The organism is Anabaena sp. CA = ATCC 33047, from assembly GCF_963870205.1.
In the GTDB taxonomy this organism is placed as follows: Bacteria; Cyanobacteriota; Cyanobacteriia; order Cyanobacteriales; family Nostocaceae; genus Trichormus.
This window is the reverse complement of sequence record NZ_CAWMSA010000085.1, coordinates 12839-36770: the sequence shown is the minus strand read 5'-3', so window position 1 is coordinate 36770 and position 23932 is coordinate 12839. Positions and strand designations below refer to the sequence as shown.

The window sequence follows — 23932 nt, the reverse complement described above, 5'->3', positions numbered from 1 at the left end:
CCCAGTCCCCAGTCCCCAATCCCCAGTCCCCAGTCCTCATACCCAATACAAAACATTCAAGCAACTCTCACCCCAATATTTGCCCTAGAGCTTCTAAAATAGAAAGGTTGTACGTAAATTTTCAATCTGGAGATACATCACTATGTCTCGCCGTTGTGAACTGACTGGTAAAAAAGCAAATAACGCCTTTGCAATTTCTCACTCTCACCGCCGTACCAAACGCCTACAGCAAGTCAACCTCCAAAGCAAGCGCGTTTGGTGGCCTGGTGGAAACCGTTGGGTAAAACTGAGACTGTCTACCAAAGCCATCAAAACCCTAGAGAAGAAAGGGATAGAAGCAATGGCAAAAGAAGCGGGAATTAACCTAAATCATTACTAATATCAGGTTGCCAAAATTGTGAGGGAAATTAAACCTCACAGCTTCTTCTTTATGAGTTAATTGGTAGTTAAATACTTTAAAAAACATTATGACCAATCAAAATGGGATGAACCGTTAAATAAAAGTATTAACTACCAACATTAATTACTGGACATTTACCTGAAAACAAGAATAATCATGCAACCTCTCCATTATGGGGAGGTTTTCAATTTTTACATCTTGCACCTTGGTTGATATGTTTTCTAGAGCAGATGGGTAATATAAGTTTAATCTGTTCACAATATCTTTATTAAATCATCCGCAGATAAAATAAACTTCTGCTAAATTCATGTAAATTTACGGTGTTGTTTGACTGGAACGGCTACCAATTCAATCAAATCAGAAAAATCAGTATTTTCCGCAGAAGATAGACAACAGATCCGATGATATAACTTGAACACACCGTAATGTTTTGTGTTGCTACTGAGTTGAGTGTTGCTCACACAGGGTAATTCTTTACAGAAGTTTTACTTTTCATCGTGCCTGATTGACTCAACAGACATGATTAGCCAATAGCAAAAACATTTTTTAGTTGTTTGTAAAACACTGCACAGGAAAGTAGCTATGTCGTCAAAACGCCAGCTATTCAAAGCAAGAAAAAAGCTTTTCAAAAAGCTGAGACTGCATAGTAAGCAGTCAGTCTCTGCAATTAAAAAGTCAATTATTTGGCTGCTGCGGAATTTGTTTGTCACTAAGAAGCGGCGCAGTTCTGCAAATGCTGGTTTCGTTTTGCCGACAGTAGCAATGGTTGCCTTGGTAGTAGTGTTACTCACCACAGCAATTTTATTTCGGTCTTTTGAACGGGCGAAAAATGCTAGTAATGTCAGAGTTAATGAAGTTGCACTAAATGCAGCTGCCCCCGCACTTGACAGGGCTAGAGCCAAAATAAACAAACTATTTCAAGACCCAAGACTACCACGAGCTACGCCAACAGATGATGCACTCTATAATACTTTGGACAACTACATAAATGAATACACTTTTGGTGATGAAACTCAATTAAAGCTAACTCAGGGTTCTGACGAACTTAGAACAGCGTGGATGTACCCTATAGATACCGATAACAACGGTAAATTTGATAGTTATGCCCTTTATGGAATTTACTTTAAAAATCCACCAGTTAGTAATGGACAATACACTCGTGCCAGAAACTCCTTAGAGGCGAGAACACCGCCTATGACTATTGGTACTGTTAGTAGCAGTTGTGGAGACGGTCAAGATACAAGTGCAGTCTTGGTAGGTAACACAGGCTGGTTTAGAAATGGTGCTAGGTTGAAAAAAGCCTTTTTTGTTTACACTGCCAGTGTACCTATTACTACACAACCCACAGATACCACCAACTACGAGAAGAAGAAAGGTAGTCAAGGCTTCTCTGCTATAGAACTTCAACAAGACCGGGTACAACTACCCTTGGTTAACAACGCTGTGGTTTATGAAGATGACTTAGGAATAGCACCTGGGCCTGCTTTTAGACTCAATGGACGTATTTTCGCTAACAGTAACTTATTAGCTGGACTACCTACGGGTGGTAATGGCGTTAGATTGTATCAAGTCAGTGGTAACGCATCCTGCTTTTACGACCCAGAAAATGCCAAAATCATTGTTGGGGGTAATTTAGGTTCTGGTGTAATTACAGAGAACAGCGATACCAATGGAGTATCAATTGACTTATATAAAGGTAAAACACCTGCGGTAAGTAATGTTGCGCTCAGAGATAATACAACCAACAACAAATCAGTTGCCCGGTTTCCCAGAGATATCGCCTACAATAGCCTAGCTTACACACAACGCATCAACCGTTTAGTGAATGCCCAGATGGCTAATGACGAAGACACTGATCCGTCAGAAGTTACTCAAGGGATGCGAGATTTACTCACTAAGCAAGGTAGAACTTTAGCTGACCTAACGACTGTTGAAAAGAATAACCTACGCTTCAAGCAGCTAGAACTTTATTTTACAAGACGCACCCGCAGAGTACCTTATGCAGAAGTTGCCTTTGGCGGTGATGCTTTGGGAGATTACAACATCGGTGGCAGTCAGGCAGATGCAGTATTACAAGGTAGTGGCAATACTTTACGTCCCCCCGATGCTTGGATTTATCCTGTTGATCCTGCTGATGGTTTAACAGCAACTGGCTACGCTGGTTTGAGTTTGAATACAAATGGTAGTGATAAGCTCAACCCGGCTGCAACTGAACCAACTAAACTGGCAAAACAGTTACAAGGTGTAGAGGGATACTTTGGTGATAGGGTTCTCATCGGTAATAACTTACCTCAACTTTGGTGGGACAAAACTAAAGAAGCATTTGTTGGGCCGAATGCTGATGATACTCAAACCATCAGTAATTATAAATGGGATAACGGAGACGGCGATCGCACTCGTCGCAGTCGTGTAGAAACACTGAAAGATTTAGGTAGTACAGAACGAGATAAAGACTGGGAATTAGCCGCCGCCCAAGTACCGAATAGCCCACAAGAACCCGTAGGAGGTTTGCGAGTAGTAACTGGGGCGGGAATTTATTTACCTGATTCTGTCACCCCTGCTAACTTGTCTTCAACTACTTTTACTACTCTTAACAAGCAAATTTGGCCTGATCTTTTGCCGGTTAAAACCAGTTCAGTACCTAGTCCAGTCAAACCTTATCAGGACTATGGTTTACAGCTTACCTATAAAGTCAATCAACCGACAACAGAACCATATCTGCGGATGCGGGCAACAGCAGTATATCACTACAAATCTGCTAGCTACAGCCAGACTAATCCGACACCTATCGCTTGTGTGAGCAGCTATTATGACCCAACTAATAGCACTACTGCCAAAAATCCACCATCAACTCCAGAAACTTTTAATAATGGTAACGGTGGCCTATCCAACAATGGCATAGTTTACGATTTTCCTACAGCTAAGACTGAAAGTTCTTACAGCAGCGTCCTGAGTTACTTAGCAGATTTAACCTATCCCAATGGACGTTCAATTGATGATGGACTCTTGAGAAGAGCATTAAACAAAGCAGATGCTACGAAGCGAACTCTTTCAGAAAAGTCTGCCATTGATGCAGCAATTTGTGGCTTGGCAATTTTTGATGGTACTCTGAATACTCCTACAAATAGCGTCATTGAGCATGGCTCTATTTATGAAGTTGCTTTTTTAGATGCCAGACAAATTCAAGCAACTGATGTTACACCTGGAAGTAGAAAGTACGATTTCTTTAGAAGAAACAGAACACCTTTGGAAATTCGTGCCACTGTCTTAGATATTGACAAACTCCGCAGAAAAACAATCGGGAACAGTACACCGGCACAAGAATATTTATTACCAAATAGCGGTATCATCTATGCTACTCGTGATGATGCACTGCTAGATTTAAGTGCGGCAGCAGATCCCAATTCTCCCACTGAAGCTGAAAAGCTAGAGAGTGCTGTAGATTACAAGCTTGATCCCAATCGTCGTCCTAATGCCATTATGCTGGTTAACGGACAGGCAATTGCCCGTAATGACAGCAATGCCTATAGAGACGCAGAAAAGGGTCTGATTTTAGCTACCAATTTACCCGCCTATATTAAGGGTAACTTTAATCTTCACACTCAAGAAGAATTCAATACAGCACTGACTGCTACCTGGGACAATTTCTACAGTCGCACAGGATTAAATACTAACTTTGCCTGTCGTCCGGGTGATCCTAGATTACCACAGTGTACAACTGGCGACCAATGGCGGTCTGCTGCTGTATTGGCTGATTCTCTGACTGTACTTTCCAATAACTTTAGATTTGGCTTTCGCAATGAAGGAGACTATGATTGGCAGCTTGACACTACTACCGTTCTAACCAGTCCAATTAACTATACAGGTATTTTCTCCACTGTTAATTCCTACGCACCAATCTTTGACTGGGTTGATCCCACGGCTGACAGTAATGGCAATTTCCCAGGCTTTCCTAAAGATTTAGATACAGCAACAACAGGATTTCAAGGAAGTTCCTATCTCAACAACTTTGTCACCCCAATTGTGCGAAAAATTCGGGCTAAACAGTTATTGTTGGAAGTTTGTTACGCTAGTTCATGCGGTAATGCTAGAAACTGGACAATTAAAAACGCCTGCCCCACAACAGCCATAGGACAGAACTCTTGGCGAGATAAAAAAGCAGATGGTACGGCAGACATTGTTGGTCAACCAGCAACATCAATTAAAACGGGAATCATTGGTCAAGCAGTAGACTGTAATACCACTCAGATTAACCCCAACAGACCAACTAGAATTGCTTTTGTACGTAATCTTGATGACGGTACATTAGTCAGCCCACGAAAAGTTTATGGTGTTGGTAGTGATGGTAAAGTAGCAGAGTTTGACTGGCCATTAACAGGGTCAAACCAGCCAATAGATGCTCTAAAAGACAAACAGCCATATTTCATTCCTTGGCTGGAAAATGAAGATAATGAGACTCGCTTCGATCCAGTGTTCCAACATAACAGACCATTTGGTACTCGTGAAGTACCAGACAGGGATGTTGTGCAAGCTGGAAAACCCGGAAATTGGCTACAAGAAGCCACAGAAACTACTGTCAATGTCATTGCCGCAGTGGGAGATACGCCAGCCGCATCACCTACCCCATCAGGAGCGAGTGTCAGCCGTGATGCAGAGGATAATGGCGGGTTACCCAACTTTGTGCGCTTGTTGGAAAACTGGAATACTGCTGCTAACCCAACTGCACTGAAAATGAACGGGGCATTTTACCAAGTCAAACGCAGTGCTTATGCTACTGCACCATTTATGCCCGTATTTTCAGGCAACGTCTATCAAATAGATAACTATGGTACTGGCATTAGAGGTACAATTCCTTACTACCTAGCTCCTTTACGGCAGTGGGGTTATGATGTGGGCTTATTATCTCAATCGCCTGACTTATTTGCCCAAAAATTAGTGACAATACCCGATGATTTACCTGATGAGTTCTTCCGAGAAGTGGGTCGAGATGATCCTTGGGTGAAAACTCTGTTGTGTGCCAAGAAAGCGGCTGACAATACAAATGCAATAGACGCAGATCAACGTGGTTCTTGCTCGTAAGAATCAAATATTCAAAGCTGGTGATGAGCAATGATCAAACGTATGAAACAGCAACAAAAAACCTCTTGTGATGATTCCGGTTTTACTATTGTTGAGTCTTTGGTAGCAATGATTGTTGTGGCGATTCTACTAACAGCGATCGCCCCCGTACTCGTGCTATCAACAGCTACCAGAGTTCAGGCTCGCCGTGTAGAATTAGCAACACAAGCCGCTAGAACTTTCATTGATGGTGTCAGAGCCGGAACAATTACAACCCCAATTGATATCACTCCATTACTTAGTGCTTCAACCGCATCTGCTCCCAGACGACTTAAAGATGTACCTGGTGTAGCTGCTACAGAAACTACACCAGAGATTCCAGGCATAACGGGTAAACCACAGGACTATTTAATTGACATTACCAAAATGCCAGTTCCTACAACATTGACAAGAACCAGTTTGTACTGCTTTAACAAGAATGGCAGTATTTCTAATCGATCTGATCCAGCCTGTACAAGTGATTTGTTTTATATACAAGCTAATCGACTTGTCCAAAGTGCAGATGCGAATGATGGCTACCGTTTAGGAATCAGAGTTTATCGAGCAGATGTTGACTTTTCTAAGCCTCTAACTGCTAGCACCACCACTACCAAGAACACACAAAATCCTTTTACTGGTGGATTAGGCGATCGGCAATCGCCTCTGTTAGAAATGACGACCGACATAGCTGGTACTACTACTTCCTTTAAGGCTTTATGTCAGCGTCTTGGTGTAGCCACAAATAAAAGCTGTAATTAATCAGCACAATCTGATGTGTATATATCCATCAATATTCACTAAAGGGAAAACCAGAGTATGATGAGGGCATTAAAATTTATACTTCAGAGCCAGTTGAAACGCTCCAAGGTCATCGAGCCAGTTGCTGGTTTTTCCTTAATTGAATTATTGGTAGCCATGATTCTGGCAGTCCTGGTAATTACACCCTTGTTCGGCTTCATGATTAGCGTCATGAATACAGATAGACAAGAACAAGCAAAAGCCACTACCGAACAAGAAATCCAAGCAGCATTAGATTACATAGCACGCGACTTACAACAGGCAGTTTATATTTATGATGCTGATGGAATAACCAGAAATCGCAATACTACTACTATTGCTAGTTCAGGAATTAGGGATCAAATACCACCTGTTAAATCTGCACCTAATTGTAGTCCAACGAGTGCTAGTAATCCTAGTGTTTGTACCCCCATATTAGTTTTTTGGAAACGGGAATTTGTTGCCGATAGTGTTCGTGTTAGTTCTGCAGCTGACTCTGAAAAAGATGATGGTTTTGCTTATTCATTAGTGGCTTACTACTTAATCACTAACCCCAACAGTGCTAACTCTAAATGGTCGCCTTCTGCAAGAATTGGTAGATTTGAACTTCGTGGCCCAGTTAATGCTACTTATTCCAGTGTCACTGCACAGGCTGGATTTAATCCACCGCCGCTATCAGAAAGTGTCATTGGTTCTACACTCAAAGAAAAAATGAACCAATGGCAGAGTTCACTTGATGAAACAGGTAGTTACACTCAACGTGTAGAAACTTTGGTTGATTTCATTAGTACCACTGGCCCTGCTATTACGACTAATACTGCTGGAGTTTGCCCTGGGACTAATGCTAGTCCAAAACTTGTAGGAAGTCTCACAAGCGGATTTTTTGCCTGTATCGATACTTCACAAGTAGTTGCACAGGTTTATTTAAGAGGTAATGCTTTTGCTCGCCTGTACAACCACAATAATATTACCTTTACAAACACTGTCTCTACTTATTTCCCAAGTGCTAGTATTCGTGTTCAAGGTAGAGGATTTCTGTTTACCAATTAAAACTAATTGTCCATCCTTTAGTTAATTAATCAAAGGATAGTATGTACAGCAGCCTAATTTTTTTAAAGAGATTACAACGAAAAAATTTGGTAAACAAATCCCATTATCTATCTGAACCTATCCAACCAGATGCGGGCTTTAGTTTGGTTGAAATAATTACAGTAGTCTTAATGATAGGTATTTTAGCAGCAATGGCACTGCCTAGTTGGTCTGCTTACGTCAATCGGCAGAGAGCCAATAAAGCAAATGATGCTATTTTAGCCGCAATTCAAGAAGCACAGCGACAAGCTAAACGGCAAAAACGCGACTACAGCGTCAGTTTTAAAGTAGAAAGCGAAAGCCAAATACCTAAGATTATCATTCATCCTGCTTCTGAAACTGCATCTGATATAGATGACAACCGTTGGCAGAATTTAGGTGAGGATTTAGAAATCGAATCTGGAAAACTACAACTTTCAACAAATCTCACCAGTAAAAACACTGCTGGTGCTGCTGTCAGTGCAATTTCCAGCACACCACAAACAATTACTTTCGATTACATGGGTACTTTACCAGGTGCGAATTTTGGCACTGCACCATCAGGTTCTACTGAAACACCAGGAATCAAAGTTGTTGTATCTGCCAATAACACCAAACGCTGTGTCATCTTAAAAACTATTTTAGGTGCTACCCTCACCAAAAAAGATGGTGACTGTAGTTAAATAACTGAATATATAAGAAAATTTAACTTAAAAGCTAGTGAAAATACGGTACTATAAGTCGTCTCTTCAGAGCAAAATTGTGTTGTAGGACGCGGTTTTTTTGTTTGACATTTTATTTAACTATTTCTGCACAACGAGTCACAGTTAAGCACAAAGTCACCTGTGGTGAGTGTTGACCCTTTTCTAAACTTACATCTTGCTCTTGGGCTGAGACTTCCAGTCATTTGGGCTTGAGTCCAAGATATCAGTACAACAACCTGAAACAACAAAATAACCCAAGTATAATCTGTGAAAAATGAGTGCCAGTATTGACTTTACCGTAGTTATACCTACTTATAACGGCGCAAATCGCTTGCTTGAACTTTTAGAAAGACTGCAAAATCAAATTAAGACTGAAAATATTGCTTGGGAAATTATTGTTGTAGACAATAATAGTACCGATAACACAGCACAAGTTGTGCAGCAATATCAAGAAAAATGGCAACTTCCTTATGCTTTAAAATACCACTTTGAGGCTAAACAAGGTGCAGCTTACGCCAGAAAAAAAGGAGTTGAAGTTGCTTCAGGTAAGTTAATAGGTTTTCTAGATGATGACAACTACCCGGTAACAACTTGGGTAGCAGCAGCTTATGACTTTGCTCAAAAATATCCTCAAGCTGGTGCTTTTGGTAGTCAAATTCATCCTGACTGGGAAGTAGAACCACCAGCCGATTTTCAGCGTATCAGTGCTTTTTTAGCAATTACAGAGCGGGGAAATCAACCACTATTTTATCAGCCAAGCAAAAAATTGCTACCTCCTTCTGCTGGGTTAGTCGTGCGTCGTCAAGCTTGGTTAGAAAGTGTACCAGAAAAACCGCTTCTAACTGGTAGAGTCACAGGGAATATGCTGACTGGTGAAGATTTAGAAATGCTGTGTTATTTCCAAAAGTCTGGTTGGGAAGTTTGGTATAACCCAGAAATGGAAATTTATCATAAAATCCCAGCTTCTCGATTAAAAAGAGAATATTTAATTCCATTTTTCAGAGGAATTGGTTTGAGTCGTTATGTTACGAGAATGGTTAATGTAAAACCCTATCTCAAACCATTTATCATGCTTGCTTATATGCTCAATGACATCAGGAAAATTATTCTACAAATACTTAAGTATAGAACCAGAATAAAAACTGATTTGGTGATAGCTTGCGAAACTGAACTATTTGTCAGCAGTCTCATGAGTCCTTTTTATCTCTGGAAAAACGGATATTTGCATAAAGGTACATAAGTAAGTCGTTAACTTGATTTTATATATGCAAAGCAAAATAGCAGAAATCAATCATACCCTAGATTTTACCGTTGCGATTCCGACATGGAACGGTGCGGAACGTTTACCACAAGTTTTAGAACGACTATTGACTCAGAGGGGAGTAGAAAATCTCAATTGGGAAGTGATTGTAATCGATAATAATAGCAGCGATCGCACAGCCGAGGTAGTCAGTAATTACCAAACAAAATTTACCCAATTTCCTTTACATTATGTCTTAGAACCACAACAAGGATTAGCCTTCGCGCGGTTAAGGGCTGTAAATGCGGCTAAAGGAGAGTTTCTAGCTTTTTTAGATGATGACAATTTACCTGCTGATGATTGGGTGATACAATCTTTTCAGTTTGGTAAAGAACATCCGCGTGCTGGTGCATGGAGTGGTCAAATACATGGCGATTTTGAAGTAAATCCCCCAGAAAATTTTTCTCGTATTCAGGCTTTTTTAGCCATTCGAGAACATGGACAACAAGCTTATATATTCGATGCTAATAATTTAAAACTTCCTCCAGGTGCTGCATTAGTTATCCGTAAGCAAGTCTGGTTAGAAAGCGTACCTAATCAGTTAGTTTTTAAAGGAAGAATCGGGAAGTTAATGGTGAGTGGAGAGGATACAGAAGTCCTCTTATATATTTACAAAGCTGGTTGGGAAATCTGGTATAATCCGGCAATGCACATTGCTCACCAAATTCCTCACTGGCGACTAGAAAGAAATTACTTACTCAAAATAGCGCGTAGTTGTGGTTTATGTATTTTCCAATTGCGATTAATCAACGCTAAAAAATGGCATTCACCCATCATTTTATTGAAAACCATTTTTGGGAATATCCGCCGATTATTTCATCACCTTATCAAATATAAAAATACTTTAAATAGTGATATTATCGCTTTGGTTGAATTTAACTTTTATTTAGCAAGTCTTTTAAGTCCTGTTTACTCATTGATTTTTTACGCTAATAAATTATTCAGTAAAGATATTCATTTAACTCATGAATAATTCGCCAGTAAATCCGCCGCTTATTTCAGTAATTATACCAGCTTATAATTGCGAGAAAACTATTAAAGAAACAATTAAATCGGTTTTACAGCAAAGTTTTACTAATTTAGAATTAATTGTAATTAATGATGGTTCACAAGATGCAACTTTAGATATTGTTGCTCAAATTCAAGATTCAAGACTTAAAGTGTTTTCTTTCGAGAATGCGGGGGGGAATGTTAGCCGTAATCGTGGTTTACATCGCGCCAAGGGAGAATATATCAGTTTTTTAGATGCCGATGATATTTGGACACCTGAAAAATTACAATCACAACTAGAAGCATTACAAAATAACACCGAGGCTTATGTGGCTTATAGTTGGACTGATTATATAGATGAAAATGGTAAATTTCTTGTTTCAGGTACCCATACTACTGCAAATGGAGATGTTTATGAGCAGTTATTAGTAAATAATTTTTTAGAAAATGGTTCTAATCCCTTAATTCGTAGAGAAGCTTTAATTGAATTAGGTGGATTTGATGAATCTTTAAAAGCTGCTCAAGATTGGGATATGTGGTTGAGGTTAGCTGCTAAGTACAATTTCGTAGCTGTACCCGTTGTACAGATTTTATATCGAGTCAGTGCTAATTCCGTATCTTCTAATTTAACTAGACAAGAAAAATCTTGTCTACAAGTTCTTAACACTGCATATCAACTCAGACCATCAACAGATATTAAAATTTTACACTTGAGCAAGGCAAATATATATAAATATCTGACCTGTAAAGCTTTACAAGCACCTTTTAATCGACAAAAAGGTAGAATAGCAGCAGCTTTTTTAGGAAAATATTTTTTCTATGATGACTATAGATTCAAGCGGATAAATTTTATGATTAAATTATTTCTGAAATCATTAATAATTGTTATGTTTCCTAAGTTTATATCTACTAATTTACTGACTAAAATGAAAGCAGAAAGCAAAAACGAGGTTTTTGTGCAGTAGTCAGTAAATTAGGATTATCTCAAGTTGAAAATGTCGATTCAGGTGCATCGATTATTTTTAGTTAATCAAAAACATTGCTGCCATCACCGTCTTAGTGATGGCTTTACATTACCAGAGGTATTGGTAGTAGTTGTAGCCATTGGTGTCTTAGCAACTTTAGCATTACCTAACTGGTTTGCCTTTGTAGAAACTCAACGTCTCAGCAAGGCTCAAAACGAAGTTTACAATGCTATGCGACAAGCCCAAAGCCAAGCCAGCAAGGAAAAATTGACTTGGCAAGCTAGCTTTCGCGAACAAGATGGTATTGTTCAATGGGCAGTTCATCCTGCTAGTACAAGTCCGACTCGTGCTAATTGGAATAATCTAGATTCTAGTGTGCAGCTAGATAGCGAAACGACTTTACAAGAGTCAGACGGTGTGAGACGCATTCAATTTGATTATTTTGGAAGTGTGAGACAACCACCTTTAGGAAGAATCACTCTGTCTAGTAAGTCTGGAAGTAAAGCCAAGCGGTGTGTAATTGTCTCCACAATTTTAGGGGCGATGCGAACTGCAAAAGAGAAGACTCAAGCGGACGATGGTAAGTATTGCTATTAAGATATTTCTAGTTAATTGATATTAGGTATTTGTGCCAAAATCACTAAAAATTACCAACCAGCACTTAATTATTTTTACCCGCTACCCTGAACCGGGGAAGACAAAAACCCGACTGATACCCGCTTTGGGTAGTGTTGGTGCGGCGAACTTGCAACGAGAGATGACTGAATACACGATATCTCAGGCTTTGGAATTGCAAGAGGGGATATCTATAGAAGTGCGATTTGCGGGTGGTAACTTGCAACTGATGCAAGAGTGGTTGGGGTCTGGTTTATTATACCAGTGTCAAGGTGACGGGGATTTGGGCGTGCGGATGGGGCGATCGCTCGCTGATGCTTTCCAGAAACATGCACAAACAGTGGTAATTATCGGTACTGACTGCCCAGAAGCTAATGATCAAATTTTGGCTCAAGCCTTTACACAACTGCAAACTTTTGACTTAGTGCTAGGCCCGGCAATAGACGGGGGCTATTATTTGATAGGATTACGTCGCTACATCCCGGAATTGTTCTGTAACATTGATTGGGGAACTTCTCAGGTACTACAACAAACTATAGATATTGCCAATCAACTTCACATCTCGTATTTTTACTTACCTACCTTAGCCGATATTGACAGACGAGAGGATTTACTGATTTGGCAACGCATTCTCAATAGGAAAGTTAACATGAGACAGGCAAATTCAACATAAACTACCTTAGTAGTTTAAAATACCGTATTTTGCCGAGGACACCCTGAATAACAAATGTTACTGTGGTGTAGCTTCTCATCCAAAAACCAAAATTCTGTACTATGATGGCATACGTTTTTCTGTATGTCCAAGCATACTTGGAATTACAAACAACCTGACCGAATATGCAAGTAACTTCTACTGTGAATTGAGTCAAAATTTGAGAAATTATGGTTAACCGTGTTAGTTCTGTAAATGCTGCCCTCACCCTGAAAGTGGTGGGAACAATTTTAATTTTGTCCTTTTTACTGGACTTTTTGGTGCTGTTATTGCCATTTCAACCAACAGATAGGTTATGGCAAATCAACCTAGCAACAGCACTTGTAGACCGAGGTATTGTACCCTTAGTAGGCGTGGGGGCTTTGTTCACTGGTTATTGGATGCAGGATGCTGGTGAGGGTGGTGCCAAAGGTTTTGGCTTAAGATTACCAGTTTTGGTGCTTTGCAGCATTTTAGGTTTAATTTTCTTGCTGATTTTTCCCTTGCACCTCAACAATGTACGACAAGCTAGTGTGCAAACGGTAAATCAAATCAACCGAGATGCAGAACAAGCAGAAAACCAAATGAAAAACCAGTTATCCCAAGTGCAAGCCCAACTGAATAATGAGCAAGGAAAAGCGCAGTTGGAACAACTACGCAACCAAGCTAAAGCTCAATTTACTGAATTGCTGCAAGATGAACAGAAATATCAACAAGCATTAAAAAATCCCCAAATTCCAGCCGCCCAAAAAGAACTACTCAAAAAATTTAAAGCTAATCCCCAAGAACTTGATCAGTTTATTGCCCAGCAAACCGATCCTCAAGGTTTGGCTAATCAAAGATTAAATCAAATACGTCAGCGCAGGGAAGAAGCAGCCAAACAAGCTAAAGATAATGCTTGGAAATCGGGACTACGGATTGGCATGAGTAGCTTGCTATTGTCTATCGGGTATATCATCATCGGTTGGACAGGGTTAAGAGGTATGGGTGCTTTGCAAGGTGGTAAGCCTAAAAAAGTCCCTGCACGTTAAATTTTCTCAACATGAGGCAGTGTAAAATTTCAAAGATTTTTTGACAGTTTATACTGCCTCAGAGCGTCAAGCGTCGCTCATCAAAATATATTTAACACTTAGCAAAATTACTACCAAACTGAGAATGTTCTCAATTTATATACTGACTTATAACGAAGAAATAGATATTGCAGCTTGTATTGAGTCAGCGATGCTTTCCGACGACATTATTGTTGTAGACTCATGTAGTAGCGATCGCACCGTAGAAATTGCCAATCGTTATCCTGTGCGCCTTGTGCAACACCCCTTTGAAAGTCACGGACGACAACGCACTTGGATGCTGGAGTCTATCCCCCCCAAACACGAGTGGGTGTATATCCTCGAAGCCGATGAACGCATGACACCAGAATTGTTTGCTGAATGCGAACAAGCCAAGCAAAATCCAGATTACATCGGTTACTACGTTGCCGAACGTGTCATATTTATGAATCAATGGATTCGCCGCAGCACTCAATACCCCCGTTACCAAATGCGTCTTTTTCGTCACGGAAAAGTTTGGTTTACAGATTACGGCCATACTGAACGGGAAATATGCGACGGAGCTACCAGTTTCTTAAAAGAAACCTATCCCCACTATACCTGTAGTAAAGGTTTAAGCCGTTGGATTGAAAAACACAACCGTTATTCTACTGATGAAGCCAGAGAAACCTTGTATCAATTAGAAAATGGTCGGGTGAATTGGCGAAATTTGTTCTTTGGTAAGTCCGAAGTAGAACGACGACACGCTTTGAAAGATTTGTCTTTGCGTTTACCCGCTAGACCATTACTGCGGTTTTTGTATATGTATTTTCTGTTGGGTGGTTGCTTAGACGGTCGTGCTGGCTTGGCTTGGTGTACATTACAGGCATTCTACGAATATTTGATTTTGCTGAAAGCTTGGGAATTGAAATATATACCTACCCCTAGTTTAGATGCCCAACACCCTCAAAACCAGATCAATACAAGTTACAGCACTTCAGAAGCCTCAAAGGCTGATGTCATAAGTTAAAATTTTTAACATCACACTTTGATAAACATCACTTTCGTTTAGTTGCAAATCATCAGAATCAACTCCTCTTATCATGGCGATATGCTGAATTTCTCAGCATTAGCAGCTTTTCACTGAAAGCGGTAAGATGAGTAATAAGCAAGAAATTTGCAACAATCGTTTACAAGTTGTCCGAATAAAAGTAACATCCTGAAACACGAACTAGCGTTGAGCTAAGTTGAGGTGTGTCTATATGCACTTTGCCGGAAAGCCTGAGTTTCCCAGCAAATAGTGCGTATTCTCATGGCAAGGATTCAAATTATTGTCGTTTTAGACAGGAGTTTGCAGTCAAAAAAAACACAATTAGTGTCTTCGCAATTGGACAAATCTACAGGAATGAACACTAAAAAAGAAAGTTCTACTATCCTAAAAAAAGAGAATAGGGGCTTGAAAATTGACCATCTCAAACAAGACTTAAAGAATGACTTAATTGCTGGGTTGTTAGTGGTGATTCCATTAGCAACTACTATTTGGCTAACAATCACTGTTGCTAATTGGGTGATTAACTTTCTCACCCAAATTCCGAAACAACTCAATCCCTTTGATGGGTTGCACCCAATTTTAGTCAATATCCTGAATTTAGCAGTAGGGCTAGCTGTACCATTCCTGAGTATTTTGTTGATTGGGTTGATGGCTAGAAATATTGCTGGTAAGTGGTTGCTGGATTTTGGTGAAAGATTCTTACAGGCGATTCCCTTAGCTGGACAGGTGTATAAAACCCTGAAACAGCTTTTGGAAACACTACTTAAAGACTCCAACAATAAATTTCGCCGAGTAATTTTAGTAGAGTATCCGCGTCGGGGAATGTGGGCGATCGCATTTGTGACAGGTGTGATCGGTAGCGAGATTCAAGCCTGTATGTCTCGTCCCATGTTAAGCATTTTCATTCCCACTACCCCGAACCCGACTACAGGATGGTATGCCATAGTTCCAGAAGATGAGGTAGTTGACCTGTCAATGTCTGTAGAAGATGCGTTTAAAGTGATAGTCTCTGGCGGTATTGTCACTCCCAATACATCTTTACCCGCCCTCATGAGTAACAAAGAACATAATTTGGAAACACCAGCCAAGGAAATTAAAAGACCAATCGTTCCTATCGAAGAAACTTAAAAACAATCCGGTAAATGTACAGCCAAACAGATAATATGGTTGTTTGGCTCTATCAAAATTGATAGATTAGTCACTCTCAAATTAGATTATTACGGAAAAACTTAACTTTTATGCAAGAACGTAAACCCCAACAAATCGCCCGCGAATTGGCACTTTTAAGCCTGAGCCAGTTACCAGTAAACCCGAAAAAGTTAACTGAGGAACATCTGCCTAAATTGGTACTAGCAACAGTACGTACTCTGAGGGCAGAAGTTCAAGATACCTTAGATAACGCCACCGGTGAACTGCAACGTAGTCATGACCGCCTGTTAACCAGCGAAACCCGCGCCGCCGACCTGAATATAGCCAGAACCATGCTCAAAGAAGCAATGGAACATACCCAAACAGCTATTAATCAGTTGGGAGCAGCAATTGAATTTCCCGAATTAATTCAGCTAGCTAGTCAGGATCGGGAAGTGGGTAGATATGCCATCAAATTGGTGAAAACAATCACCGAGCATCGCAATATCATTGATGAACAGATTGCCACAGCTTTGGTAGATTGGCAAGTGACTCGTCTGGCTCAAATCGACCGAGATATTCTGAGAATCTCCGTAGCAGAAATGCTATTTTTAGGACTGCCTGATCGAGTGGCTATTAACGAAGCCGTAGAGCTAGCAAAACGCTACAGTGGAGATGAAGGACATCGGTTTATTAATGGTGTGCTACGTCGAGTTACAGAGCAGAAACAAACTGCTTAGTCACAGGGACTGGGGACAAATCAATTCAAAATTAAAAATTCAAAATTCAAGAATGTTTGCCTATAATTCTTGACTTTTGAGTTGTTTGATGCTTCATGCCCAATGCCCAATCCAGAGTTTTGTAGACGTAAGTCTGACCGTAGGCTATTTTGAATTGCTAATGAGTGGTAAGTTTTGAGTTAAAGGTGTGGATAACCCGGAGATTAATCAACAGTTTTCACCCCAGGTAAGAGTGAAGGTTTAAATTAAACTCGTAACTTAGACACTCATAGCTCATAACTTACTAACACTAACACCGCTAGCTGCAATGGTTTTTAATTGGTTCCGTCGTCAACATAACGATTCCTCAACTACCCCCGCGCCAACACCACAGGGAGAAACACCGCCAGTCAAAGAAGAACCCCAAGTAGAGTCAGCCGCAACGCCGCCGACAACACCAGCAGACTCAACGACTGACTTATTGGCCTTTGCTAAAGCCGCTTATAAAAATATTCAGGAAAAACAAAAAGTTGAAATTGTCGAAACTACACCAGACTCAGCAGAGGAGCCAATCCCAGATGTAACGGCTGAGGTGGAAACGACAACGCCTACAACTGAAGTTACAGAAACTACCCCACCCCCAGAAGTAGAAGAAACTCCTGCTGTGGCAGCTACTCAAGAGGTAGAAGCCGAAAGTGTGACTACAGCAGAAATAGAAGATACAACTGTTGTTGCCAGTGTTCCAGAGCCAGACACCGCTTCAGAGGAGACAGCATCAGCAGCCACACCACCGGCTACATTATCCTTTTTAGAACGGGCAGCAGCCGAAAGGCAAGCCAAACAAGAGAGATTAATAGCTAGTGCGATTGAAGTACCAGAACCAGAAGTAGTGCAGCCAGCAGCTACAGAGACAGTAGAAGCAACCCCTGGACTGGCTTTTGATGAAGGATTTGTCTGGTCAGCAGAGGTATTAGCAGCCCAAGGTAGACGGGCTGATGATATTTCTCTGGAAGAAATTACCTGGTTGCAAAAACTCCGCCAAGGATTGGATAAAACCCGCCGCAATATTCTGAATCAACTGAAGGCGATTGTGGGACAAGGGCCGCTTAACCAAGCGGCGGTAACAGAAATTGAGGCTGTACTGTTGCAGGCTGATGTGGGTGTAGAGGCAACAGATTATATTATTAATGCGCTTCAGGAAAAAATGCGGGCAGAAGTTACCCCACCTGAAGCAGCGATCGCCTTCCTGAAGGAAATCTTGCGGGATATGCTAGAAGCACCCCTAAAAACATCTTATCAACCTAGCTTTGCCCCAGACAAAGATCAGCTGAATATTTGGTTAATCACCGGAGTTAACGGTGCGGGTAAAACTACCACCATTGGTAAACTCTCCCACCTAGCCCAAAAATCCGGTTATAGATGCTTGATTGGGGCAGCAGACACCTTCCGGGCTGCGGCTGTAGAACAGGTGAAGGTGTGGGGTAGTAGAAGTGGTGTAGAAGTGATTGCCAATCCTGGGAAGAATACAGATCCCGCCGCCGTGGTATTTGATGCGATCGCAGCTGCTCAAGCACGAGAAACAGAGTTACTGCTGGTTGACACCGCCGGACGACTGCAAAATAAGAAAAACTTAATGGATGAACTCAGTAAAATTCGGCGGATTATTGACAAAAAAGCCCCCAACGCCAAAGTAGAATCGCTTTTGGTTTTAGATGCTACTCTCGGTCAAAATGGATTACGACAAGCTGAAGTCTTTTCCCAAGCTGCCCAACTCAGTGGCGTAGTCTTAACCAAACTAGATGGTACTGCTAAAGGTGGCGTTGCCCTGGCAGTTGTTCACCAGCTAGGCTTGCCCATCCGGTTTATTGGTGCTGGCGAAGGTATTGAAGACTTGCGTCCTTTTTCTAGCTACGAGTTCGTCGAAGCTCTATTAAGTGGCTAACACCACTATGCGCCAATCTGGTTCAGATCAGCAGAAATTTCAAACCCTAAACTACCTGAGTCTGAACCTGAGTGCGCTACGCAAAAGCCAAAATTTCAGCTTGTTGCGGCAATCGTTCGCCCGTTCACGCTGCGCCAATAACATAGTCCTGTTCTGTTTAATTACTTTGTGAAATTTATTGGTATTATTAAATACAAAAATGCGCGTAATGCGGCTGCTCGTAGAGTAAAATCGTGGCTCTACATCAGGGTTTTGGACTGAACAGATTAACTTTTTCTTACCCCCTAAATCGCCACCGTGTAGACCGATGGGGTATAACAAGGAATTGGATGAAAAATTTTTACAAAATTTGGATGTTATTTGCTAAAATCTCACTCTAATACTGCTTTTTTTTTGCATAACCAACCGGATGAGCAGATGTAGCTGCTAGAAAGCGAATATTTAACCAGCATATTTCCTGGTATCCACACCCATCTGAGTAGGGAAAAGTCAGCTGAAGCAACATTAATCTATGTTACATTCAGTATCTACTTTTCAAATCCAATCATAAATATTCTCTGGCAGAAAATTAGAGGTGGGCAATATGAGGTGAAAATTGTAAACTCGGCAGCCAACTGTAATTAATATTTCAGGAGCAGCTTTTTTATATTTATGTGTTATCAACTGTATAGTTCTTTTGGGATACCATGAACACAATCTGTGAGGTAGTAAATTTTTAGCTGGTGTCTAGGCATAGATAACTTTGTTGTGTTTTGGTCATTGTTACCTAGACATACTCAAAACTTAATGAATCGCATAACAAAACTTAACTGAACAGTATATTTTTATGCCTGAAGAGGTATGATTTACTGGTTAAGCTATGCCAGGAGCAACGTCTTGCAGTTTAGGGAACAAAACTGCTGATTTATCTATATTCATTTTTGCCTAAAAATTCATTGATTTAAATTAATAACTTGAGGTAGAAATTTGATCAATAAATGTAATACTTGTATGGATTTATGTCCTACGTCTTTCTACTCTTGCTAAAGCAACAAGTATTGACTCAATATGGTTTAGCAATCTCGAAATAAAAATTGTATAAGTAATCTAAAATTTGTTTTTTCCAGTGCGATACTAACTGTAACTGTGTCTCAAGTACCTTCTCACCCAACAGAAAGCAATAATAGTGCTACAACGACAGATGTCACACCAGTCGTAGCACTCAAAGAACTTGTGTCACGACTGCACCGGGAACAGAATAAAATCCAAGATTTGCTCAGTTCTCTAGGTTTTGCTCTGAGAAGCTTTAATAATTTAAATCAGTTCTTGGAACTAATTCCCCTGATGGCGACAAGAGTGACAGATGCTGATGGTAGTGCTTTATTTCTTTACAAACCCAATGGTCAAATCAGATTAGAGCAATTACACTGGCAAGATAGCCGCCAACGTAAAAACATCCGCAAAGCTTTAGAAATAGCCAGCAGTCAAGTCACACTTGTAGCCAATACAGCACCTCTAGCAACGGCTACAGGAATTCTAGACGCACAGATGCACCACCAATTGGGGCCAGATGTGCAAATTTTCGGTACAGCAATTTTAGTCAAGCACACAGAACGGGGATGGCTATATGTACTGAGTCGCGATCCCGAATATAGCTGGACAGAAACCAGACAAAAATTAGTGCGGCTAGTGGCAGATCAAACGGCGGTAGCAATTGAAAATGATGAATTAGCAGTAGAACTGAGGAAAAAAGAACGTTTAGATCAAGAATTAGAAATTGGTGCGGAGATTCAAAGACGACTTTTACCACGCCAATGTCCTTCTATTCCTGGTGCTATGGTAGCAGCACGCTGTAGACCTGCCAATCGTGTGGGTGGAGACTACTACGATTTTATTCCCACTAATCAAAATCAAATTTATCTACATAACAATAGAGGTAGTCAGGATGCTGGACGTTGGGGGTTGGTAATTGGCGATGTCATGGGTAAAGGTGTGCCGGCTGGGTTGATTATGACAATGATGCGGGGGATGCTGCGAGGTGAAGTTTTGCATGGTAATTCTCCTGGGGGAGTTTTGCAAAACTTGAATCGAGTTATGTATGCGGATTTGGAAAATTCGCACCGCTTCATCACACTGTTTTATTCAGAATATAACCCGCAAAATCGGGTTTTATCTTATAGTAATGCCGCACATAACCCTCCCTTGTGGTGGCACGCAGCGACTAAAACTATTACCCGTCTAGATACCTTGGGGATGTTAATTGGCTTAGATGCTAATAGTGAATATGAAGATGCTCAGGCACAGTTAGAACCTGGAGATACAGTTATATATTATACAGATGGTTTGACTGATGCGGCGGCAGCTAGTGGCGATCGCTTCGACGAGGAAAACTTGGTGATTGCCTTCCAAGAGGCTTGCAGGTATTGTCAAAACCCGCAGGAAATTGTTGATTACTTATTTGAACAGGTGCAGCAATTTATCGGATATGAGAGAAACAATACTGATGATATGACGCTAGTTGTGCTGCAAATTCAATAGTCAAGCGACTATTGAATAAATTCGGCTTCCCCTGCCTTCCCTGCTTCCTCATCTCCCCTACACCTTCCCACAAGCATGATCTGCTTTCATCATGCGAAGCGACACAGTTGATGGGAAAATGAAAAAATGCAATTATGCTTGTTTTGTGTTGCTTCCAGCCTCAAGGAATCTGTAAAAATGTGGAAAAAAATTGTATTTATTTTGCTATTGGTGTTAAGTTTCAGCCTGAGTAATCCTGATGTAGCTACGGCTGCGGGATTTAAAAGCTTTGTAGACACCACTGATGGCTATGAGTTTTTATACCCTAATGGTTGGTTGCAGGTAAAAGTCTCTAACGGCCCTGATGTCGTGTTTCATGATTTGATTGAAGTATCAGAAAATGTTTCTGTAGTGATTAGTCCTGTTCCAGAAAACCAATCCTTACAGGAATTGGGAACACCAACGGAAGTAGGTTATAAATTAGGGAAAGCAGCGTTAGCACCTCCTGATTCTGGTCGTACAGCTGAATTAGTGAATGCTGGGGAAAAAGAATCAAATGGGAAAACTTACTATCTTCTAGAGTATTTAGTTAAACTTCCCAATCAGCAGCAACGCCACAACATCGCTAGTGTAGCTGTGAGTCGGGGTAAACTTTTTACCTTTAACGCCTCCATTCCTGAGAAACGTTGGCAAAAAGTTCAACGGACTATGGAAGATGTTGTAAATTCTTTTTCAGTGTATTAATAGGCAATAGGTATTGGGCATGAGAAAGCTGACTGATGCCCAATATCTCAATTACACTTGTCTTGTCATTATGAACATTCCCCAATTCGTACTCGCGTCTGCTTCTCCAGCTAGACGGCGTTTGCTGCAAACTGTTGGTATTGAACCTATAGTTAGTCCTAGTGATTTTGATGAGTCACAAATTCAAGTAACTGAACCGGCACAGTTAGTACAAATTCTTGCCCAACACAAAGCGGAAACTGTAGTTCCCCAGTTTCCATCAGCTTTGATTATGGGTTGTGATTCGGTCTTGGCTATTGATGGTAAGATTCATGGTAAACCAGCCGATGCCGAGGAAGCGATCGCTCGTTGGCAAATGATGCGCGGTAACGTTGGCGACTTGTACACAGGTCATGTTTTGATTGATAATACACAAAGTCAAACATTAGTCAAGTGTCAGGTAACAAGAGTTTACTTTGCGGAAATTAGCGATCGCACGATTCAAGCCTATGTAGCTACAGGCGAACCCCTAAAATGTGCGGGTGCTTTCGCCCTGGAAGGTTTTGGTAGTTTATTTATCGAAAAAATCGCCGGGTGTCACAGTAACGTCATCGGACTGAGTTTACCTCTGCTACGGCAAATGTTGGAGGAACTAGGATACAGTGTCACCGACTTTTGGCAAAAAAGCTAAATGGATGTCTATGGTTTTGTTTAGAGAAGATTATACAGGACAAAACAGGCGATCGCTAACATAGATATATGTACTTATTTTGCGATGCAACACCATGACGACAACAGCAGTCAATCCCTATTTGGATGGCAACTTTGCCCCTGTGCGTGAAGAAATTAGCACCGATACCTTAAAAGTAATTGGGGAACTACCGCCAGACTTATCAGGGATGTTTGTCCGTAATGGCCCTAATCCCCAGTATGCACCGATTGGTCACTATCACTGGTTTGATGGCGATGGAATGTTACACGGTGTCAGAATTAGTAATGGTAAAGCCACCTATCGTAATCGCTACATCCGCACTCAAAAGTGGCAAATGGAGCATGAAGCAGGTAAAGCACTCTGGAGTGGGCTTCTAGAACCACCCCAGCCAGATTTACCCAGTGGAAATACGGCTAATACTGCCTTAATCTGGCACGCCGGACAACTATTAGCACTTTGGGAAGGTGGCGCACCTCACGCGATCAAAGTACCAGAACTAAAAACTATTGGCGAGTTCACCTACAATCATAAACTAACTTCTGCTTTTACAGCCCATCCGAAAGTAGACCCGGTGACAGGTGAAATGATGTTTTTTGGCTACTCATTTGCACCACCGTTTTTACAGTACAGCGTCGTGTCAGCAAAGGGTGAATTACTGCGGACAGTACCGATTGATTTACCGATGGGTGTGATGATGCACGACTTTGCGATCACCGAAAATTATACAATTTTCATGGATTTACCCTTGACATTCAGCCCAGAAAGGATGCAACGGGGAGAACCCATGCTGATGTTTGAGAGCGATCGCCCTAGTCGTTTCGGTATTATACCTCGTCATGGTGATAACAATAACGTTCGCTGGTTTGAAACTCCCTCTTGTTACATCTTCCACACCTACAACGCCTACGAAGACCAAGACGAAGTAGTGCTGATTGCTTGTCGCATGAATTCCACCACCGTCTTAGGTGCTGACGATGCCAAAATTGATACTGAAGCAGACATCCCACGTTTACATCGCTGGCGGTTTAACCTCACCACCGGGAAAGTCACAGAAGAAATGCTAGACGATGCAGCCGCAGAATTCCCCCGCGTCAATGAAAACCTCCTAGGACGATTCACCAGATACGGTTACGCTGGTAAAATGGCGCAAAGTTCTTTACCTTTATTTGAAGGTGTAATTAAATACGACTTCAACAGTGGTAAATCCCAAACCCACCAATTTGGAGAGGGACGCTATGGGGGTGAAACTGTATTTGTACCCCGTCCTAGCGCAACTAATGAAGATGATGGGTGGTTAGTGACTTATGTTCATGATACTGCTGAAGATAGTTCCGAATTAGTAGTCATCAATGCCCAAGATGTCATCAGTGAACCCATAGCAAGAGTATTAATTCCCCACCGAGTACCTTATGGTTTTCATGGGGCTTGGGTAACAGAAGCACAACTGAATTTTTAGCTGATAGCTTCCACCATTCTCAATCACCGTAGGGTGGGCAATGTCCACCTGATGCTGATTGAGAATGATG

19 protein-coding genes are annotated in these 23932 nt (G+C 41.1%); all 19 read left to right on the top strand.

Annotated features, from left to right (window positions below; all coding sequences use genetic code 11):
- The first annotated feature begins 142 nt into the window (after positions 1-142).
- Entirely contained in the window at positions 143-379 is a 237-nt protein-coding gene (gene rpmB / locus AACS98_RS22460; RefSeq protein WP_066384307.1) for a 50S ribosomal protein L28, read from the top strand.
- Between the two features lie 603 nt (positions 380-982).
- Positions 983-5479 (top strand): hormogonium polysaccharide biosynthesis protein HpsA, encoded by a 4497-nt coding sequence (hpsA, locus tag AACS98_RS22455; protein WP_066384305.1) that lies wholly within the window; start codon positions 983-985, stop codon positions 5477-5479.
- 30 nt (positions 5480-5509) lie between these two features.
- Positions 5510-6256 carry a hormogonium polysaccharide secretion pseudopilin HpsB gene (gene hpsB / locus AACS98_RS22450; RefSeq protein ID WP_066384303.1) on the top strand — a complete coding sequence of 249 codons (747 nt, stop codon included), beginning with the start codon at positions 5510-5512 and terminating at the stop codon, positions 6254-6256.
- Between the two features lie 57 nt (positions 6257-6313).
- Complete coding sequence (hpsC, locus tag AACS98_RS22445; protein WP_066384301.1) at positions 6314-7324, top strand: hormogonium polysaccharide secretion pseudopilin HpsC; 1011 nt, start codon at positions 6314-6316, stop codon at positions 7322-7324.
- Positions 7325-7410: 86 nt separating this feature from the next.
- Entirely contained in the window at positions 7411-8025 is a 615-nt protein-coding gene (locus tag AACS98_RS22440; RefSeq protein ID WP_232317213.1) for a pilus assembly FimT family protein, read from the top strand.
- A 295-nt stretch (positions 8026-8320) separates the two neighbouring features.
- A complete protein-coding gene (gene hpsE, locus AACS98_RS22435) occupies positions 8321-9286 on the top strand; it encodes a hormogonium polysaccharide biosynthesis glycosyltransferase HpsE (protein WP_066384294.1) in 966 nt (321 codons plus the stop codon).
- A gap of 25 nt (positions 9287-9311) precedes the next feature.
- Positions 9312-10319, top strand: a complete 1008-nt coding sequence (gene hpsE / locus AACS98_RS22430) for a hormogonium polysaccharide biosynthesis glycosyltransferase HpsE (RefSeq protein WP_066384292.1) — start codon at positions 9312-9314, stop codon at positions 10317-10319.
- Positions 10312-11301 carry a glycosyltransferase gene (locus AACS98_RS22425; RefSeq protein WP_066384290.1) on the top strand — a complete coding sequence of 330 codons (990 nt, stop codon included), beginning with the start codon at positions 10312-10314 and terminating at the stop codon, positions 11299-11301. The genes hpsE (AACS98_RS22430) and AACS98_RS22425 overlap by 8 nt, the downstream gene beginning before the upstream one ends.
- Positions 11302-11331: 30 nt before the next feature.
- Complete coding sequence (locus AACS98_RS22420; RefSeq protein ID WP_066384287.1) at positions 11332-11898, top strand: GspH/FimT family pseudopilin; 567 nt, start codon at positions 11332-11334, stop codon at positions 11896-11898.
- 31 nt (positions 11899-11929) lie between these two features.
- Entirely contained in the window at positions 11930-12589 is a 660-nt protein-coding gene (locus AACS98_RS22415; protein ID WP_066384285.1) for a TIGR04282 family arsenosugar biosynthesis glycosyltransferase, read from the top strand.
- Between the two features lie 209 nt (positions 12590-12798).
- The gene (gene hpsJ-B, locus AACS98_RS22410; protein WP_066384283.1) at positions 12799-13638 is read left to right on the top strand and encodes a hormogonium polysaccharide biosynthesis protein HpsJ; all 840 of its coding nucleotides are present in this window, start codon (positions 12799-12801) and stop codon (positions 13636-13638) included.
- A 124-nt stretch (positions 13639-13762) separates the two neighbouring features.
- On the top strand, positions 13763-14665 hold the full coding sequence (locus AACS98_RS22405; RefSeq protein ID WP_066384282.1) for a glycosyltransferase family 2 protein: 903 nt from the start codon (positions 13763-13765) through the stop codon (positions 14663-14665).
- 375 nt (positions 14666-15040) lie between these two features.
- Positions 15041-15814, top strand: coding sequence for a DUF502 domain-containing protein (locus AACS98_RS22400; RefSeq protein ID WP_066384454.1), 774 nt, complete (start codon positions 15041-15043; stop codon positions 15812-15814).
- 110 nt (positions 15815-15924) lie between these two features.
- On the top strand, positions 15925-16554 hold the full coding sequence (nusB, locus tag AACS98_RS22395; RefSeq protein WP_066384278.1) for a transcription antitermination factor NusB: 630 nt from the start codon (positions 15925-15927) through the stop codon (positions 16552-16554).
- A gap of 307 nt (positions 16555-16861) precedes the next feature.
- On the top strand, positions 16862-18475 hold the full coding sequence (gene ftsY / locus AACS98_RS22390; RefSeq protein WP_066384275.1) for a signal recognition particle-docking protein FtsY: 1614 nt from the start codon (positions 16862-16864) through the stop codon (positions 18473-18475).
- 1125 nt (positions 18476-19600) lie between these two features.
- Complete coding sequence (locus tag AACS98_RS22385; RefSeq protein WP_197480166.1) at positions 19601-20992, top strand: PP2C family protein-serine/threonine phosphatase; 1392 nt, start codon at positions 19601-19603, stop codon at positions 20990-20992.
- A 177-nt stretch (positions 20993-21169) separates the two neighbouring features.
- Positions 21170-21715, top strand: a complete 546-nt coding sequence (psbP, locus tag AACS98_RS22380) for a photosystem II reaction center PsbP (protein WP_066384452.1) — start codon at positions 21170-21172, stop codon at positions 21713-21715.
- A 70-nt stretch (positions 21716-21785) separates the two neighbouring features.
- Positions 21786-22385: a Maf family protein gene (locus AACS98_RS22375; RefSeq protein WP_066384449.1), complete on the top strand. Its 600-nt coding sequence runs from the start codon at positions 21786-21788 to the stop codon at positions 22383-22385.
- 94 nt (positions 22386-22479) lie between these two features.
- Positions 22480-23862, top strand: a complete 1383-nt coding sequence (locus tag AACS98_RS22370; protein WP_066384266.1) for a carotenoid oxygenase family protein — start codon at positions 22480-22482, stop codon at positions 23860-23862.
- Positions 23863-23932: the final 70 nt, after the last annotated feature.